Raw genomic sequence first — 17,031 nt, 5'->3', positions numbered from 1 at the left:
CATTGACCCGCATCGCTCAAGGCTGGCCAGTATCCGAGCTCGAGGCGCTTATGCCATGGAACTTCAGGCCTGACGCCATCAGCTAACCGCTTACGCTGTTCTTAACGGGCGTTGTACTTCGCATCGACCTCGTTGATGGCCTTGACGTTGCCGGCCGAGCGGCCGTTCTCGTCGAAGGTCTGGGCGAGGAAGGCGTCTGCAATTGCCTTGGCGAGTTCGGTACCGATGACCCGAGCGCCCATGGTGATGATCTGGGCGTTGTTCGACAGAGCGGCGCGCTCCGCCGAATAGGTGTCATGCGTCAGTGCCGCACGGATGCCCGGAACCTTGTTGGCCGAGATGCAGACGCCGATACCGGTGCCGCAGACAAGGATCGCCTTGTCATAGGTGCCGTCGATGACGCCGGAGGCCACGCGGTCCGCAAGATTGGCATAAAACGCATCGGGGCCTTCATCAGTGCGCGAGACTTCGCTCACCTCGAAACGGTCCTTCAGGTGGTCGGCAAGAACCTTGGCGAGGCCTTCGCCGGCGCTGTCTCCAGCAATAGCAAGCTTCATTGTATGCTCCTCAGAGTTTGGCGGCGCACTTGGCGAGGATGTCGAGATAGCCTTCGACGTTCCAGGCCGAGCGGCCAATGAAAAGCCCGTCTACGTTCGGGCAGGATATGAGTTCTTCACAGTTTTGCGGATTGACCGATCCGCCGTAGAGGCACGGAATCTTTCGGCCGAGCACGTCTTGCGCGACCGCAATGATCTCGGCCTGGCGTGCATCGGCATAGGAGGGCTCGGCGGGAATCCCCTTTTCGCCGATCGCCCAGACCGGCTCGTAGGCCAGCAGGATTTCAGCCCGCTTCTGGGCGTCGGAGAGCTTCGATAGCGCACCGATGACCTGCTCGCTCAGAATCTCGGTTGCACGGCCGCTCTCGCGATCTTGCAGCGTTTCGCCGATGCAGATAAGCGGGATCAAACCATGACGGACGGCTGCCTCGGTCTTCAATCCGACGGTTTCGTTGGTCTCGCCAAAGTGTTCGCGACGCTCCGAATGGCCAAGCTCGACGATGTCGAGATTGCAATCCTTCAGCATCAACGGGGAGATTTCCCCTGTCCAGGCACCCTGGTCGGCCCAATGCATGTTCTGGGCACCGACCCTGACGGAGCTTTCCGACAGGATCGACTTGACCTCGCGCACGGCCGTGAACGGCGGAATGATGAACCGCTGAATACGGTCGTCACGCAGGGTATCGGCGGCGCGCAGGGCCTCGGCGAAAGCGCGCGCCTCCGCGAGCGTCTTGTTCATCTTCCAGCTCGTGCCGATCCAATAGCGAGGCTTTTCAGTCATGTCATATCCTGGTTCGAGGCGATGGTAAGGGCGATGCCGTCGCGACGAAATTGCTTGACAATGGCGGCATCAGGCGCGTGATCGGTAATCACGGCATCAAAATCGGTAAGATCGGCCATCACATGCAGAGCCGTATGGCCGATGCGCTGATGGCTGACGAGCAGGCAGCTCCTGGCCGCCGACGCAATCATCGCCCGCTTCGTGCGCACGACGTTATCGTCCATATGATAGGCGAGCCTGCCGGAAACAGCCGGCGTCGACAGGAAGGCAATATCAGCCCGCAGGCGCGATAGTGCTTCCTCGGTAACGACGCCCAGAAAGGCGTTGAACTTGGCGGAATAGACGCCACCGAGCGCGATCAGTGTAATGCCGCTTTCGTTCCTCATGCGGTCTATGATTGCGGCATTGTTGGTGATCAGCGTCAGCGGCCGCTTCTGCAGCAGCATCTCGCCTAAAACGGCGGCCATGGATCCGTCATTAATCATGACGGTCATGCCGGGCTCGACCAGATCGAGTGCTGCGCGCGCCATCGCCAGCTTCTCGTCATGGCCCTGACGCTCGCGGAAACGAAAATCGCTTTCAAACTGGGTGCCGGCATCGATGGTCGCGCCGCCGCGAACCTTGCGCAGCACGCCGGCCTGCTCGAGATCATCGAGATCGCGGTGGATCGTCATCTTGGACACAACGAAACGATCCGCCAGATCGTCGAGATCGACGGTCTTATGCTCGATGAGCAGATTGATGATCGATTGCTGGCGCTCTTCCCGTTTCACCTTTTACTCCGGCCATCGGCCCGAAATGGAACTCCGAGAAATATAACATTAAAATCTCACAATTCAACATTTCTGTTGTTACATTGAGATAAATTCGTGTTTAGAAGCCAGCATCATTCTTAGATCTTCAACAGTGCCTGCGCTGTTTTCTCATCCGTGATTAGCCCATAGAGACAGCGGCTCTTAAGGACCGCGCGGATGGCTTCGACCTTTGGCAACCCGCCTGACAGTGCCACCAGCCGCTCGCCCTTCATGCGCGGCAGGGAGGCAGACAATGTGCGAGAGGTCAGCGTGGTCTCAAGGATATTGCCGTCGGCATCAAAGAAATGGCCGAGAATTTCGCCGACGCCACCGGCCGCGGTGATTTCCCTGATCTCCTTAGGCTCCACCATCCCCGACAAGACGAGCTGCGCGTCGGTATCGACCGTGCCGAGACCGACCAGCTTGAGATCGGCGCCGTTTGCAAGATCGAAGACTTCTTTCACGCCGCGCTGGGCAAGCAGCACGTCGCGGTCTTCGCGCGTATTGGCGAAGAACGGCACCGGCATCACATGCGACTGCATGCCGGTCTTTTCGGCAATGCGATGCATGACGTCATAGGGATTGGCAGCATAATTTCTCGTCAGGCCACCGAGCAGCGACACAAAGCGCAAATCCTTGGCGCTGACGCGCGACAGGTGATGGACGGCGGAAGAAAGCGTTCGCCCGTGGCCGAGACCGATGACCTTATTGTTGCCGCTCTCGATTTCTCGCCTCAGGAAACCCGCGCCCGCCTGGCCGAGCGCGCGAAACTCGAAGCCGTCTTCGCCGAGATCGGGCGCGACCTCACAATATTGCAGGCCGAAGCGTGCCGAAAGCTGCATCTCAAGCTCGACGCATTCGACGATATCGCCGTCGATCGTCACCTTGACGACGCCTTCGGCGACCGCGCGCGCAATCAGGCGATGCGCCTTCACCGAGGGAACGCCGAGACGTTTTGCCACTTCGGATTGCGTCAACCCGCCGGCATAGTGCAACCAGGCCGCCCGCACGGCGAGCGAAGCATCTGCATCCGTCATCGTCCGTTCCCTTTCATTTTGCTCTGCATCGTCCTCGCCTGTTCTCTCCGGCCATAGCGCCCCGATCCGGCTACCTCCTCGAAAGGATTGGCGTTCAGGGAATCGGGACTCGTCCGCCCCACCGGCTAGATATGCAAGTCGCCAGCGCCCGTGTCGATATGGGGCGCCCAGAAGGCGATGCTTTCGGCAATCTGCGCGATGACCTGACGATCGTTCGGTTCGCGCTCCTTGAACGACAGTTCCAGGCAGATTTCGTTGTCCTTGGCGCCTCCTTCGGCAAAAGCCTTGAGCAAAGGTTCGGGCTGGATACGGCCCTTGGCATTGAACTCCACCGTGAAGGGGCGATGCCCACCCTTATCCATCAGGCTCTGCTTGATGTGAATGATCGGAGACACCTTCGGCACGGCACGCGCCCACGCATATGGATCATAATCGTCGGGATTGGACGAGGTGACATCGCCATGATCGATATCGGCCATCATCCACATCGGAATGGCGAAGGGCGCCTTCGTCAGTCTGTCCTGCAGGGAAAGGCAGGCATCGATCGTCTCGCCGAATTCGCGGCCGATGCTCATCGGCTCCCAGAAGATGTAGGAGAGGCCGGCAGCCCGAGCATGTTCGGCCACCTCGCCCCAGCAATCGATCGCAATCTCAATCAATTCCTCGCGCCGGGCCGGATCGTCATAGTCCTTGTAAGTGAAGATTGCGAACTGCGTTCCTACGGAATGACCACCGAGATCCGCGGTGATATCGGCAAAGGTCTTGAACCAGTCGACGTAATAGCGGCGGACATCCTTGTCGGGATGTCCGAAATGGTTGAGACGGCCATAGGGACCGGTCATTCCTGAGGTTACGCGAACGCCGGTGCGCTTCAATGCCTCCTGCATGTCGCGCGTCAGGCGGCGAATGACCGGCGCCTGCCAGCTCGGATTGATGAATTCGTGCGTCAGCTGCAGATCGCGGATACGCAGATCGCGCGCCACCGTTTCGATCAGGTCGGCCGGCTCGGCAAAGCGATTGACAAGCGGATTGGTGTTGAGTGAAAGCGTCAAGGGCATTTTAGGTCTCCCGGCAAGGTCTGTTGGTTCAGGCGGCGAGCGCCAGCTCGGCGTCGAACCAGGCCGCGAAATCCGCCTTCTCTTCAGCGGTCATACGCAGACCTTCCTTGGTGCGTCGCATCAGCACGTCTTCGGCCGCCTGCGCCCATTCGGAAGCCACGAGATAGCGAACCTCGGCCTCATAGAGATTGCCGCCGAAATGGCGGCCGAGTTCAGCAAGCGACATCGCATTGCCGACGATCTGTCTGGTGCGGGCGCCATAGAGATGGCCGTAGTGATTGACGAGCGCACGCGGCATCCAGGGATAGGCCGCTCGCAGGGTATCGGCAAAGGCAACGTAGTCGGCATTCGGAATCTCGCCGCCCGGAAGCGTGGCGCCCCGCGTCCAGTCGCCGCCCATCTTCGGGAAGAATTTTGCAAGCCGCTGCATGGCGTGTTCGGAAAGCTTGCGGAAGGTCGTGATCTTGCCACCGAAGACGCTCAGGAGCGGCACACCACCGGTCTCGTCGAGATCGAAGACATAGTCGCGCGTGACGGCCGAGGGATTGCCCTTGCCGTCGTCGAACAGCGGGCGGACGCCGGAGAAACTCTCGAGCACGTCGGATCTGCGCAGCTTCTCCTTGAAGTAGCGATTGACCGCCGTGATCAGATAATCGATTTCCTTCTCGTCGGCCTTCACCTCCTCCGGCTTGCCCTCGTAGGGAATGTCGGTCGTGCCGATCAGCGCCTTGTCGCCTTCATAAGGGTTGATGAAGATCACGCGCTTGTCGTGGTTCTGGACGAGATAGGCCTGCTGGCCTGCCCAGAATTTCGGAACGATGATATGGCTACCTTTGACGAGCCGGACGCTGCGCTGGCTGTTCGAGCCGACGACACGGCCGATAATGTCGTTGACCCAGGGGCCGGCGGCATTGACCAGCACGCGGGCGCGCACGGTCCGCACCTCGCCGGAACGCTCGTCGCGCATCTGGACAACCCAGCTCCCCTGATCGCGGCGCGCGCTGACACAGGCCGTGCGCGTCAGGATCTGCGCGCCCTTGGCGGAAGCATCGAGAGCGTTGAGGACAACGAGCCGGGCGTCGTCAACCCAACAGTCGGAATATTCGAAACCTTTCGAATATTGGTCGAGGATCGGCGCCCCTTCCGGATCGCGATGAAGATCAAGCGAGCGCGTGCCCGGCAGCTTCTTGCGGCCACCGAGATGATCGTAGAGGAAGAGGCCGAGACGCACCAACCATGCGGGACGATCGGTCGGACTGTGCGGCAGTACGAAGCGCATAGGCCAGATGATGTGGCTTGCCGAATTCAGCAGCACTTCACGCTCGATCAGGGCTTCACGTACCAGGCGGAACTCGTAGTATTCAAGATAGCGCAGGCCGCCATGCACCAGCTTGCCGGAGCGCGAGGACGTACCCTCCGCGAGATCGCCCTTCTCGCACATGATAACCGAAAGGCCGCGGCCGGCTGCATCGCGCGCAATGCCGGCACCATTGATGCCTCCGCCGATCACGAAAAGATCATAGATTTCCGGTTCCATCATGTCATGCTCCTAAGGATGCCCGTGGCATCATCAATTCAATCTTCTAAGGCCAAGCTCCTCGCCGGCTTCGTCATTGGCTAGTGCTGGGCCAATTTGTCCCAAGCCGGCGCAATCGCCTGACGCACGTCCTTGTAGGCATCGAACAGACGATCATAGCGCTCGATATTTGCCGGATCGGGCGCCTCGGCCTCGCCAAGCAAGGGCGTCACCCAGTCGGCAATGCAGCTGTCCATGTCCTGATAGGCGCCGATCGCGACGGCAGCCATCATCGCGACACCGGCAGCCCCCGCCTCTTCGCGATCCGAAATCCGCACCGGCGCCTTGACGGCGGCAGATAGCGAACCTCGTAGAGCGCGCGAACGGGCGGCCCCTCCGGTGATGCGCAGCTCCGAAGGCATGTCGCCCATGGCCGCGTAGCAATCCCGCGTTGCCATGCCCAGCCCTTCGACCACGGCCCTCAGCATGTCGGCAAAGCCATGCCGCGTCGAAAGTCCGGTAAAGCCGGCACGCGCATGTGCGTTGACGAAGGGACCGCGCTCGCCGGCCTCGGAAATATAGGGGTGATAGAGAAGGTTCGTCGGACGCGCTTCGGCAAACCACGCATCGATGCGCGGAATAAGGTCGGAATAGGAAATCTCGCTACCGCCAGCTGACATCAGATCCGCCGCAACCTCGAGAATCCAATCAATATTGATGGTCGCGCCCATATTGGTCTGGACCTGCGTGACGATACCGGGGATCGGCAGTGCGATAACATATCCCGTCCCCTCTTCGTTGAGCTGGACATCGGGCACGGCCTTGGCTCGCATATGCACGCCCGTCGATCCGATCGTCGAGCAGGCGGCGTTCCGACCGCCAGTGCGGACGCCTGCACCAAGCGCGGTCATGACCATATCGACGTAACCCAGGCAGACTGGCGTTCCCGCACGTAAGCCGGCGGCCTTGGCGGCGGCCTCCGTCAGGGGATGGCTGATCTCCGTTCCGTCGACAATCTCGGGCAGAAGCGAGCGCCGGCGGGCAAGGCCGAGCGCATCGATGACAACCGGATCATATTGGCGGTTGCGGAAATTGCCGAAGGTGAAGCTCGCCTCCGATGGATCGGTCGCCCGTATGCCGGTGAGGTTCAGGTAGAGCCAGTCCTTGCAATGCAGCGCTGTCTCCGCCCGATCGAGAATCTCGGGCATGAAGCGGTCCATATGGGCGAGCTGAGCACCCTGCTGGCAGGTGTTGAGCCCTGTACCCGTCGCCTCGAACCGGGCGCGGTTGTCGGCCGAGGCGCTCAGGCGCGTGACGGTGGATGCCGCGCGGGCGTCAAGCCACAGCCAGGCATCACCGACCGGAGCATTACCGGAGCCGACAAGCCAGGTGCCGTCGCCTTGTCCGGTAATCGCGATCGCAGCCGTTCGGGCGGCAAGGTTGCCCACCTTCTCACTAAGGCCGCGCAATGCGCTGAGACAATCCGACCACGTCTGGCCGAGTGATTGGGTGACCGACCCATCCTCTCCCGTCTCATAGCGATTGCGCGCTGAAGCCGAAGCGATCTGCCGTCCGGATAGCTCGAAGGCAACTGCCTTCAAAACCGAGGTACCCGCATCGATCCCGATGATGATCCCGTCGCTTTTAGACATTGCAAGCCAGCTCCACCACGCGACACCCTCCGGCAAGAGCATCGGTAACCATCACAAACATTTTCATTCCTCCCCACGCGGCCAAGGGCATAATCTACGCCAGGTCGCATCTATCGTCGCCATCGTACTCTCCGCCCCAAAGGGAGGATCGCGAACGAAGCACCAGCGCGCACCCGACACCAGCCACGCAATGGATCCGACGCACAGCCGCGACCCATCAAGCAGCTCGCGGCTTTATAACATAATCATATCGTTGTTACAGTAATATTTTTCTGGCATTGTAATTTTTTTCATATAAAATGGATGTGGTTGATAGGCAAGCCGCAGCAGGGAAAGACTGCGGCAACGCCTTGGAGGAACACGGATCAACGACCTGAATCTCTCGGATCGAATCGGGAAGACTATTGAAAAGCGTCGGGCGATCACCTTATAATTTTGAGGTATATCAAGTTATTATCAGGAAGCTTTGATATCATGTCGGCCAAAACGACGCCGATCGGCGAACCTCGGAAGAAGGCCGACAAAGCGAAAGCTTCGACTGTGAAAAGGCGGGAAGCACTGAGATCCAAAGATACCGACCGGATACAGGACCTGTTAAATCGCGGTTGACACGCCCAAAGATTTATAACATATGAAATGCAGAAGTTAACATACTTATATCGCAATTGTCGCATAGATGCGGCGATTGCGAAACCAAGGTGGGCGACTGGAGGAGACAGCCGTCCGCACGCTGAGGAGGCTTCCTGATGTTGAATTTCCTTTCCGGTGACGGCGCCGCCCGAAGCCAAGCGGAGCGCTCCACGGTGCGAACGCGCGAGCCGTGCTTCCGTTAAGCCGGAACCATCGGACTTTTCTCCCTTTCTCCATCAGGTAATCCGGCTGACATGCCCAAGGTCGTTCGAACATGAATACGCAAGCTCAATATGCAACTGCCAAGCCGACTGGCTCCAAGCTCAAGATCGTCGCCGGCATCGCCGCGGTGGTGATCGTAATCGGCGCCATCGCTGCCGATACCAAGGTGGTCAAGATCGGCTCGGAACACGACGTGCGCGAGCAGGGCTTCCAGCCGGAGACCTTTGGCGCTACCGAATTCCCGAAAGTCCAAGCCGATGTCGAAAAGCGCGCCGTCGATGCAGTAACGCTCGCCAGTGCGGTTCTGGCCGACAAGAAGGCGGCGGGCGAGAAATATGGCGTCGCCACCACAACCGGCCCCGTCCTCCCTGTCTCTTTGACGGGCACGTTCGGCGAGCGCAAGGCCAACCTCAACGAATTCAAGGTCGACGGCGTGCCCGAAGGCATCACCGTCCGCGTCCAAACAGGTCCAGCAATCAACGGTACAGATCTTCGCGATGCCACGGGTAAGATCGAATTCGGCCAGTTCACCAACCAGATCGAATATCAGGACGCGGGCTCCGCCATCAACAATGAGATGAAGAAGGCGACGCTTGGCAGTCTGGATCCGGAGAAGCTGACGGGCAAGACGGCGACGGTCGTCGGCGTTTTCAAGCTCATTAATCCGAAGAACTGGCTCGTCACCCCGGTAAAGGTCGATGTGAAATGAGCCAGGTTCAGCACAATGGCGCCACCACGGGCGAAGTTGTTCTCGCCGCGCGCAATGTTGCCAAATCCTATGGCAGCGTCCATGCGCTGAAGGGCGTCAATTTCGATATTCGTCGCGGCGAAGTCACCACCCTCTTCGGCGAGAACGGTGCCGGCAAATCGACGCTGATGAAGATCCTCTCCGGCGTCATCCAGCCGACATCGGGTGAGATCATTCTCGATGGCGCTCCGATCTCCTTTGCCTCCTCCACGCATGCGCGCGCCTGCGGCATTTCCATCATCCACCAGGAATTGAGCCTGGCACCGAATCTCAGCGTCCGCGACAACATCTTCATGGGTCGCGAGATCATGAAGGGTGGCGTAGTCGATTTTGCCGAGGAAGAGCGCCAGACCCGTGCGCTGATGGAAGAGCTCGAGGAAAATATCGATCCGCTCACACCCGTCGAGGATCTTCGCCTCGGCCAGCAGCAGATCGTCGAGATCGCTCGCGCGCTTTCCGTTAATTCCCGCATCCTGATCATGGACGAGCCGACTTCGGCGCTCAGCGCCAGCGAAGTCGAAGTTCTCTTCAAGGTCATTCGCGATCTGACGAACCGCGGCGTGTCGATCGTCTATATCTCGCATCATCTGGAAGAGGCGCTGCAAATCACCCATCACGCCGTCGTTCTGCGCGACGGCAACATGACCGCCTATGCCGAACGCAAGGACATCGATCTCGAATGGATCGTGCGCAACATGGTCGGCGACAATTTCGACCTCGGCAGCCCGCCGGCAGGCCATAAAATGGGCGATGTGGCGCTGACGATCGATAATCTCACCGTCCCCGGCCCGTCGGGCGCCGCCTATAACGCTGTCGACCGCCTGTCGCTTCAAGTCCGCGCCGGCGAGATCGTCTGCATCTACGGCCTGATGGGCGCCGGTCGTACTGAGCTGCTCGAATGTGTGGCGGGGCGGCTTCGGTCGAGCGGCGGCCGCGTGCTCCTAGGCAACACCGATGTCGGCGGTCTTTCCATTGCCGGCCGGATCGCGCAGGGGCTGGTGCTGGTGCCGGAAGATCGTCAGCGCGACGGTCTCGTTCAGACGATGACCGTCGGCTCGAACCTGTCGCTTGCGAGCATCGGTGCCTTTACCAAGGGTCTTTTCACATCGAGCGGCCGTGAGCGGTCGTTGGTGAACGACTCGATCCGCAAAGTTCACATCAAGACCGATGGCGGCGAGGCCGCAATCGGCTCTCTGTCCGGCGGCAATCAGCAGAAGGTCGTTATCGGCAAAATGCTGGCAACGGCGCCTCGCGTGATCCTGCTCGACGAACCAAGCCGCGGTATCGACATCGGCGCGAAGGCTGAAGTCTTCAAGCTGCTCGCCGAGCGCGCCAAAGAGGGTCTGGCGGTGATCTATTCGACCTCGGAAGTCGCCGAATGCCTGAGCATCGCCCATCGCATCATCGTCATGCACCGCGGCAAGATTTCTGCCGAATTCGGTCCTGATGTCACCAAGGAAAAGATCATGGCCGCCTCGGGCGAAGCAGTGGTCGCGCACTAGCCGCATTCATGGAGCACTGATTATGTCAGTCACGAACATTACAGATAAGAAACCAGTATCCAACGGACAGCGGCGGAATTTCAGTCTCGTGCGGCTGATCCTGGAAGGACGCGCCTTCTTTGCGCTGATCGTCATCATCGCGGTCTTCTCCTTCCTGTCGCCCTACTACTTCTCGCTCAGCAACTTCCTGACTATGGCCTCGCATGTTGCGATCTTCGGCATCCTCGCCATCGGCATGTTGCTCGTCATCTTGAATGGCGGCATTGACCTGTCGGTCGGCTCGACGCTTGGCCTTGCCGGCTGTATCGCCGGCTTCCTGATGCAGGGCGTCACGCTGTCGAGTTTCGGCGTCATCCTCTATCCGCCGGTCTGGGCAGTCGTCGTGCTGACCTGCATCCTCGGTGGCGTGGTCGGTGCGGTCAACGGCGTGCTCATCGCCTACCTGCGCGTCCCGGCCTTCGTCGCTTCGTTGGGCGTCCTCTATGTTGCCCGGGGTATCGCCTTGCTGATGACGAACGGGCTTACCTACAACAATCTCGGTGGCCGCCCCGAACTCGGCAATACCGGCTTCAACTGGCTGGGCTTCAACCGCCTCGCCGGCGTCCCGATCGGCGTCATCGTCCTTGCGGTGCTTGCGATCATTTGCGGTATCGTTCTCAGCCGCACCGCCTTCGGCCGCTGGCTCTACGCCTCGGGCGGCAACGAGCGCGCTGCCGATCTTTCCGGCGTTCCGGTCAAGCAGGTCAAGATCGCTGTCTACGTGCTTTCAGGTATTTGCGCTGCCATTGCCGGCCTCGTCCTGTCCTCGCAGCTGACCTCGGCCGGTCCGAATGCCGGCACCAGCTATGAGCTGACCGCAATTGCCGCCGTCGTCATTGGCGGCGCCGCATTGACGGGCGGCCGCGGTACGGTGCGCGGCACCATGCTGGGCGCCTTCGTCATCGGCTTCCTGGCGGACGGCCTCGTCATCATCGGTGTCTCGGCCTATTGGCAGACGGTTTTTACCGGCGCGGTCATCGTGCTCGCCGTGCTCATGAACAGCATCCAGTACGGGCGCCGGACCAAATCCGGCTGACACTGCATCAAGACTTGTCCCCGGTCGGTGAGATGCCGATCGGAGAAAGGACCGCCGGTTCGCCGGCATTACCAGAGCTCATCAAAGGGAGAGAGACTAATGTTCAAAAAAGGTTTGCGCATCGTCATGGCAGCAGTTGCTGTGGCACCGCTTCTAACGGGGGCCGCCTGGGCCGCCGGTCAGATCACCGTCATCGTTAACGATCCGTCCAACCCCTACTGGCTGACGGAAGGCAATATCGCCAAGGCAACCGCCGAGAAGCTCGGCTATACCGCCACAGTCGGTGCGCATAAGGGCGATACCAACACCGAAAGCAACCTGATCGATACGGCGATCACCAACAAGTCGGTCGCCATCATCCTCGATCCGGCCAATGCTGACGGCTCTGTTGGTGCAGTCAAGAAGGCCGTTGCAGCCGGAATCCCGGTTTTCCTCGTCAACGCTGAAATCAACCAGGAAGGCCTTGCCAAGGCTCAGCTCGTTTCCAACAACGCCCAGGGTGCGGCGATCGGCGCTCAGCAGTGGGTCGAAGCCGTTGGCGACAAGGGCAATTATGCCGAACTCTTCGGCTCGCCTTCCGATAACAATGCCGCTACCCGCTCGAACGGCTACGAAACCGTGCTGACGCAATATCCCGACCTGAAGAAGGTTGCCAAGGAGGTTGCCAACTGGGACCGCACCCAGGGCCACAACAAGATGCAGTCGATTCTGCAGGCGCATCCGGACATCACCGGCGTGATCTCCGGCAATGACGAAATGGCCCTTGGCGCGATTGCCGCTCTCAAGGAAGCCGGCAAGCTCGCCAACGTCAAGGTCGGCGGCTTCGACGGTTCGCCGGACGCTGTTGCCGCCATCAAGGCCGGTGAGCTTCAGTACACCGTCCTGCAGCCGGTTGCCGTCTTCTCCGAAGAAGCCGTCAAGCAGGCCGACAGCTTCATCAAGACCGGCAAGACCGGTGCCAAGAGCGAAAAGCAACTTTTCGATTGCATCCTGATCACAAAGGATAATGTCGACAAGTACACGGCACCTTTCGTTCTGTCCGAGTAATGATATCGGGGGCGCCGGAACTCGGCGCCCCTATCCCTAGACCGCGGCGGGCGGCACCCTGGCTCAACATTAGACAGAACTTGCAGAAACTCTGATAGCGAACTGTTCTTTATATCTTTTTCTATAACGTGACGTTCGCCGCAGCAAGTTAATCTCCGCAAGGTTCAGCGTCAGAGGCCAAAGTGACAGACAAGACAAGCCCCGTATCATTCCTGCAAGACGAGCTGCCGAGCGACAGCCGGCATTCGCGCCAGATTGCCAGGCGCCAGATGATCGCCGAAGCCGTCATGGCGGAAGGCTCGATGCGCATCGAGGATCTGACTGAGCGCTTCGGCATCAGCCTGATGACGGCTCATCGCGATGTCGACGAACTGGTCAGCCGAGGCCTGTTTCGCAAGACGCGCGGCATCGTATCGGCCGCAGCGACCAGCCTGATCGAATCGAGCGACGTCTATCGCGCCAACCGGCAGGCAAGCGAAAAGAAGATGATCGCCGCGGCTGCCATGCAGTTCATCGAGCCTGGCCAGGCAATTTTCCTCGACGATTCCACCACCGTCCTGCAGATGGCTTCGCAGCTGCCGGCCAAGGTTCCTCTGACGGCGATCACCAATTCGCTGACGCTGATGAATGCGCTGAAGGATATGCATGACGTGACGCTTCTGGCGCTCGGCGGGCAATATTATAATTGGTGCAATGCCTTCATGGGGCGGATGACGATCAACGAAATCAATCGCTTACGGGCCGATGTCACCTTCATCTCGATGTCGGCCATCATCGACGATGTCGTTTTCCATCAGTCGCCCGAGATCGTCGATATCAAGCGCGCGATGTTCGATAGTGCCGCCAAGCGCATCTTGCTGATGGATCATACGAAGTTCGAACGGCGGGCGCTGCATAGTTTCGCGCATCTGAGCGAATTCGATGTCGTCATCGTCGACGAGAAGACACCCGCCGCCCATCTGGAGCGTATGCGCAACAAGAATATCAACGTGGTCGTCGCCAAAGGCGACAAGGAGCGATCATGAGGCTGAAGCCCGCAACGGCCACCTCTTTTCGTTCATGATCAGGAGTCACGGGAATGCCGAGTCTGCTCGGAATTGACAGCGGTTTGACCGTCACCAAAGCCGTCATCTTCGACATTGACGGAACGCCGCTCGCCGTTGCGCGCCGTCGGGTGACCCAGTTCATGCCGAAGGCACGCCATGTCGAGCGGAACATGGACGAACTCTGGAACCAGACGGCCGACGCCATTGCCGAGGCGATCAGGCTCAGCAACCGCCCGGCAAGCGACATCCAGGCAATTGCCGCAACCGCACACGGCGACGGCATCTATCTGCTCGACAAGGCAAAGAAGCCGCTCGGACGCGCCATTCTTTCGCTCGACAGCCGCGCCGGATCGATCGTCGAACAATGGTTGAAGACTCCTGTTGCCGAAGCGTCTTTGAAGCTGACCGGTCAATTGCCGCATGTCTCGGCCCCATCGGCGCTCCTTGCCTGGATCAAGGTCAATGAGCCCGAGCGCTTTGCTGAAATCGGCCACATTTTGAGCTGCAAGGACTGGCTGCGATTCTGCCTGACTGGCGTTGCCGGTACCGACCGTACCGAAGCAAGCACCTCCTTCACCAATGTTTCGACGCAGGATTATTCTGCAGATGCCCTGGAGCTTTTCGGCATTGCCGAGGTGACGGGTGCCTTGCCACCTGTCTCGCGATCCGACGAAATCGTAGGATACGTGACAGAAGCCGTCGCGAAGCGAACCGGCCTTGCCGAAGATACGCCCGTCGTTGCCGGCCTGCACGACGTGACCGCCTCAGCCCTCGGAGCCGGCGGCTATGCGTCCGGCGTCGTCGCCGTTATTGCCGGCACCTATTCGATCAACGAGACGCTCTCCTCGGAACCGCGCGTCGACGGCCGCTGGTTCTGCCGCAATGCCATTGCACCGGGCCAATGGAACAACATGTCAATCTCGCCGGCGTCGTCGGCGAACTACGAATGGTTCCTCGACAAGCTCTGCGCCAGAGAAATTGCAAGCGCGGAAGCAGCGGGCAAGTCGATCCATGCCGTGCTCGGCCCCGAGATCGAGGCGGCGTTCAACCGGCCATCGAGCGCGCTCTTCCACCCCTATCTGTTCGGCTCCCCCTATGGCGCTGAGGCAAGCGCCAGCTTTTTCGGGCTTGGCGGCTGGCATGATCGCGGCGATATGCTGCGCGCCGTCCTCGAAGGCATCGCCTTCAACCATAAGATTCACGTCGATGCCCTAAGCGACGGTTTTTCTTTCGATCAGGCAAGGCTGGCAGGCGGCGTCTCGCGCAGTCCGATCGTCGTGCAGATGTTTGCCGACGTGCTCGGCATGCCGGTCACCGTCACCGAAACCGACGAAGCCGCGGCCTGGGGGGCCGCGCTTTGCGCCGGTGTCGGGATCGGTGTCTATGCCAGCCCGCAAAGCGATCCGCGCGATGTCGGCAAGATCGCCAGAACCTATCATCCGGATTCCGCCCGCAGCGCCGATTATCGCGTCCGCTACGACCTCTTCCGCGACATCGCTGAAGCAATGACGCCGCTCTGGCCGCGGATCGGCAATCTCGCGACCCAGCACTCCCAAGCCTAAACCAAAATTGCGCCGCGCGAGAAGACTCTGTCGCGGCAGTTCACCAGGACAATGATGTTATGACCGATAGGACCGCCGATCTGAAACAACGCTTCTCGCAGCTTCAAGACGGAGATGTCGATGTTGTCATCCTCGGCGCAGGCGTCAATGGCGCGGGGCTGTTTCGCGATCTGTCGCTGCAGGGCATCAACTGCCTGATCGTCGATAAATCAGATTTCGGCTCGGGAACGAGTGCTGCGCCATCCAGGCTGATCCATGGTGGCCTGAAATATCTGGAAACAGGCGAATTCGGCCTGGTCGCGCAATCGGCGCTTGAGCGAAACCTTCTGCTCAGGAACGCGCCGCATTGCGTCGAAGCACTGCCGACCTTCGTGCCGATCTTCTCATGGACACGCGGCATCTGGGCAGCCCTACGCACGCTGACGGGCTCGACCACCGCCCCACGCAGCCGTGGCGCCTTGCTTATCAAGATCGGGCTTGCACTCTACGACTTCTTCGGTTCGCGCAACCGTGTCATGCCGCGCCACCGGTTCCTTTTGAAGCGCCGTGCGCTGAAGGAAATGCCGCATGTCACGCCTGAGATCGTCGCCGGCGGTATCTATTACGATGCCAAGATCAGCCGGCCGGAACGGCTGGTCTATGAGCTCGTCAATGACGGACTGGAGGCGAACAAGGGCTCGCTCGCCGCAAATGCGACAAGGCTTGTTTCGTCAGCCGACGGCCTGCTGACCTTCCAGCGCGCCGACGGCTATGCCTTTTCGGCCAAGCCGAAGCTCGTGATCAATGCCGCCGGTCCATGGATCGATCACGTCAACGCCGCTCTCGGTGCGCCGGCCCATCTGATCGGCGGCACCAAGGGATCGCATATCTTGCTCGATCATCCCGAACTGGTGCGCAGCCTGAACGGCCACATGATCTATTTCGAAGCCGATGACGGGCGCATCTGCCTAGTCTACGGCTATCTCGGCCAGGCGCTTGTAGGATCGACCGATATCCCTTGCGACGATCCAGACAATGTGCGTTGCGAGGAAGACGAGATCGACTACTTCCTCGACAGCGTCAGATCACTCCTTCCGAGCCTGCGCTTCGATCGCGATCAGGTGACCTACAGCTATAGCGGCATTCGCCCCCTGCCCGCCTCGGACGCCTCGTCGCCGGGCCTGATCAGCCGCGATCACTCCGCACCCGTTTTCGAGCCGCAGGCCGGACGCCCCTTTCCGATCATTTCTCTGGTCGGCGGCAAATGGACCACATTCCGCGGCTTTGCCGAAGAGGTTGCCGATACTGTGCTGGCGCGCCTTCAACGCGGCCGCAAGATGTCCACGGAGCGGCTTGCGATCGGCGGCGGCCGGGATTTCCCGGTCAATTTCGATGAGCGGGCGAGCTGGATCCGATCGGTCGCCGCAAAGACCGGAGCCGAGGCAAGCAGAGTGGATGAGTTGCTCGGCCGATACGGCACGACTGCCGCAGCTATTCTCACTCGCCCTTCGGACTATAAAGACGGCCAACGCATCAGCGGCGCACCTCGCCACAGCGCGCTCGAGATCGATTGGATCGCGCGGCAGGAGATGGTCGTGCATCTCTCCGACATTGTCTTCCGGCGTACGACCATGGCGATCGAGGGCCTGCTGACGATCCAGGGATTACGCGAAATCGGTGCAATCGCCGCAGCAGCCCTGCAGTGGGATGCGCAGCGACTGGCCAAGGAGATCGACGATGTCGTTGTATCGCTATCGAAATTTCACGGCCAGACGCTGAGCGAAGAAAGCGTGCGCCAGGCGGCAGGCCCGGCTGCACGCTGATC

General features: G+C 60.1%; 14 protein-coding genes. 7 read left to right on the top strand and 7 right to left on the bottom strand.

Going from position 1 to position 17,031, the window contains the following annotated elements; translation table 11 throughout:
- Window positions 1–101 precede the first annotated feature (101 nt).
- From derI to FBZ99_RS25860, 7 genes are all read right to left on the bottom strand, one after another.
- The gene (derI, locus tag FBZ99_RS25890; RefSeq protein WP_069615612.1) at window positions 102–557 is read right to left on the bottom strand and encodes a D-erythrulose-4-phosphate isomerase; all 456 of its coding nucleotides are present in this window, start codon (window positions 555–557) and stop codon (window positions 102–104) included.
- Between the two features lie 10 nt (window positions 558–567).
- Window positions 568–1,338, bottom strand: a complete 771-nt coding sequence (locus FBZ99_RS25885) for a triose-phosphate isomerase (protein ID WP_113352433.1) — start codon at window positions 1,336–1,338, stop codon at window positions 568–570.
- Window positions 1,335–2,111: a DeoR/GlpR family DNA-binding transcription regulator gene (locus tag FBZ99_RS25880; protein ID WP_113352434.1), complete on the bottom strand. Its 777-nt coding sequence runs from the start codon at window positions 2,109–2,111 to the stop codon at window positions 1,335–1,337. The genes FBZ99_RS25885 and FBZ99_RS25880 overlap by 4 nt, the downstream gene beginning before the upstream one ends.
- A gap of 119 nt (window positions 2,112–2,230) precedes the next feature.
- On the bottom strand, window positions 2,231–3,169 hold the full coding sequence (locus FBZ99_RS25875; protein ID WP_113352435.1) for a sugar-binding transcriptional regulator: 939 nt from the start codon (window positions 3,167–3,169) through the stop codon (window positions 2,231–2,233).
- A 125-nt stretch (window positions 3,170–3,294) separates the two neighbouring features.
- Window positions 3,295–4,227: a sugar phosphate isomerase/epimerase family protein gene (locus FBZ99_RS25870; protein ID WP_113352436.1), complete on the bottom strand. Its 933-nt coding sequence runs from the start codon at window positions 4,225–4,227 to the stop codon at window positions 3,295–3,297.
- A gap of 28 nt (window positions 4,228–4,255) precedes the next feature.
- Complete coding sequence (locus FBZ99_RS25865) at window positions 4,256–5,767, bottom strand: glycerol-3-phosphate dehydrogenase (protein ID WP_113332812.1); 1,512 nt, start codon at window positions 5,765–5,767, stop codon at window positions 4,256–4,258.
- A 77-nt stretch (window positions 5,768–5,844) separates the two neighbouring features.
- Window positions 5,845–7,395 carry an FGGY-family carbohydrate kinase gene (locus FBZ99_RS25860; protein WP_113352491.1) on the bottom strand — a complete coding sequence of 517 codons (1,551 nt, stop codon included), beginning with the start codon at window positions 7,393–7,395 and terminating at the stop codon, window positions 5,845–5,847.
- Between the two features lie 904 nt (window positions 7,396–8,299).
- Between FBZ99_RS25860 and FBZ99_RS25855 the strand changes: the two genes are divergently transcribed.
- The 7 genes from FBZ99_RS25855 to FBZ99_RS25825 all read left to right on the top strand — a co-directional run bounded on the left by FBZ99_RS25855 (window position 8,300) and on the right by FBZ99_RS25825 (window position 17,029).
- Window positions 8,300–8,956 (top strand): DUF2291 domain-containing protein, encoded by a 657-nt coding sequence (locus FBZ99_RS25855; RefSeq protein WP_113352437.1) that lies wholly within the window; start codon window positions 8,300–8,302, stop codon window positions 8,954–8,956.
- The gene (locus FBZ99_RS25850) at window positions 8,953–10,497 is read left to right on the top strand and encodes a sugar ABC transporter ATP-binding protein (protein ID WP_113352438.1); all 1,545 of its coding nucleotides are present in this window, start codon (window positions 8,953–8,955) and stop codon (window positions 10,495–10,497) included. Before FBZ99_RS25855 ends, FBZ99_RS25850 begins: the two co-directional genes overlap by 4 nt.
- 22 nt (window positions 10,498–10,519) lie before the next feature.
- Window positions 10,520–11,572, top strand: a complete 1,053-nt coding sequence (locus tag FBZ99_RS25845; protein WP_041678207.1) for an ABC transporter permease — start codon at window positions 10,520–10,522, stop codon at window positions 11,570–11,572.
- Window positions 11,573–11,671: 99 nt separating this feature from the next.
- Window positions 11,672–12,619, top strand: a complete 948-nt coding sequence (locus tag FBZ99_RS25840; protein WP_069615621.1) for a D-ribose ABC transporter substrate-binding protein — start codon at window positions 11,672–11,674, stop codon at window positions 12,617–12,619.
- A gap of 269 nt (window positions 12,620–12,888) precedes the next feature.
- A complete protein-coding gene (locus tag FBZ99_RS25835; RefSeq protein ID WP_350223831.1) occupies window positions 12,889–13,644 on the top strand; it encodes a DeoR/GlpR family DNA-binding transcription regulator in 756 nt (251 codons plus the stop codon).
- A gap of 53 nt (window positions 13,645–13,697) precedes the next feature.
- Window positions 13,698–15,227, top strand: a complete 1,530-nt coding sequence (locus tag FBZ99_RS25830) for an FGGY-family carbohydrate kinase (RefSeq protein WP_113352439.1) — start codon at window positions 13,698–13,700, stop codon at window positions 15,225–15,227.
- A 59-nt stretch (window positions 15,228–15,286) separates the two neighbouring features.
- Window positions 15,287–17,029 (top strand): glycerol-3-phosphate dehydrogenase/oxidase, encoded by a 1,743-nt coding sequence (locus FBZ99_RS25825; protein ID WP_113352440.1) that lies wholly within the window; start codon window positions 15,287–15,289, stop codon window positions 17,027–17,029.
- Window positions 17,030–17,031: the final 2 nt, after the last annotated feature.

The organism is Rhizobium sp. ERR 1071, assembly GCF_007828675.1.
Lineage (GTDB): Bacteria > Pseudomonadota > Alphaproteobacteria > Rhizobiales > Rhizobiaceae > Rhizobium > Rhizobium dioscoreae.
Note: the sequence above shows the minus strand (reverse complement) of the source record. Positions and strands in the feature narration are given on the sequence as shown.

Bases quoted from the DNA above. Each gene is read 5' to 3' on its own strand.
- FBZ99_RS25870 (WP_113352436.1), bottom strand. From the start codon at position 4,227: ATGCCCTTGACGCTTTCACTCAACACCAATCCGCTTGTCAATCGCTTT.
- FBZ99_RS25850 (WP_113352438.1), top strand. From the start codon at position 8,953: ATGAGCCAGGTTCAGCACAATGGCGCCACCACGGGCGAAGTTGTTCTC.
- FBZ99_RS25835 (WP_350223831.1), top strand. From the start codon at position 12,889: ATGATCGCCGAAGCCGTCATGGCGGAAGGCTCGATGCGCATCGAGGAT.
- FBZ99_RS25855 (WP_113352437.1), top strand. From the start codon at position 8,300: ATGAATACGCAAGCTCAATATGCAACTGCCAAGCCGACTGGCTCCAAG.
- FBZ99_RS25830 (WP_113352439.1), top strand. From the start codon at position 13,698: ATGCCGAGTCTGCTCGGAATTGACAGCGGTTTGACCGTCACCAAAGCC.
- FBZ99_RS25825 (WP_113352440.1), top strand. From the start codon at position 15,287: ATGACCGATAGGACCGCCGATCTGAAACAACGCTTCTCGCAGCTTCAA.
- FBZ99_RS25885 (WP_113352433.1), bottom strand. From the start codon at position 1,338: ATGACTGAAAAGCCTCGCTATTGGATCGGCACGAGCTGGAAGATGAAC.
- FBZ99_RS25840 (WP_069615621.1), top strand. From the start codon at position 11,672: ATGTTCAAAAAAGGTTTGCGCATCGTCATGGCAGCAGTTGCTGTGGCA.
- FBZ99_RS25865 (WP_113332812.1), bottom strand. From the start codon at position 5,767: ATGATGGAACCGGAAATCTATGATCTTTTCGTGATCGGCGGAGGCATC.
- FBZ99_RS25875 (WP_113352435.1), bottom strand. From the start codon at position 3,169: ATGACGGATGCAGATGCTTCGCTCGCCGTGCGGGCGGCCTGGTTGCAC.
- FBZ99_RS25860 (WP_113352491.1), bottom strand. From the start codon at position 7,395: ATGTCTAAAAGCGACGGGATCATCATCGGGATCGATGCGGGTACCTCG.
- derI (WP_069615612.1), bottom strand. From the start codon at position 557: ATGAAGCTTGCTATTGCTGGAGACAGCGCCGGCGAAGGCCTCGCCAAG.
- FBZ99_RS25845 (WP_041678207.1), top strand. From the start codon at position 10,520: ATGTCAGTCACGAACATTACAGATAAGAAACCAGTATCCAACGGACAG.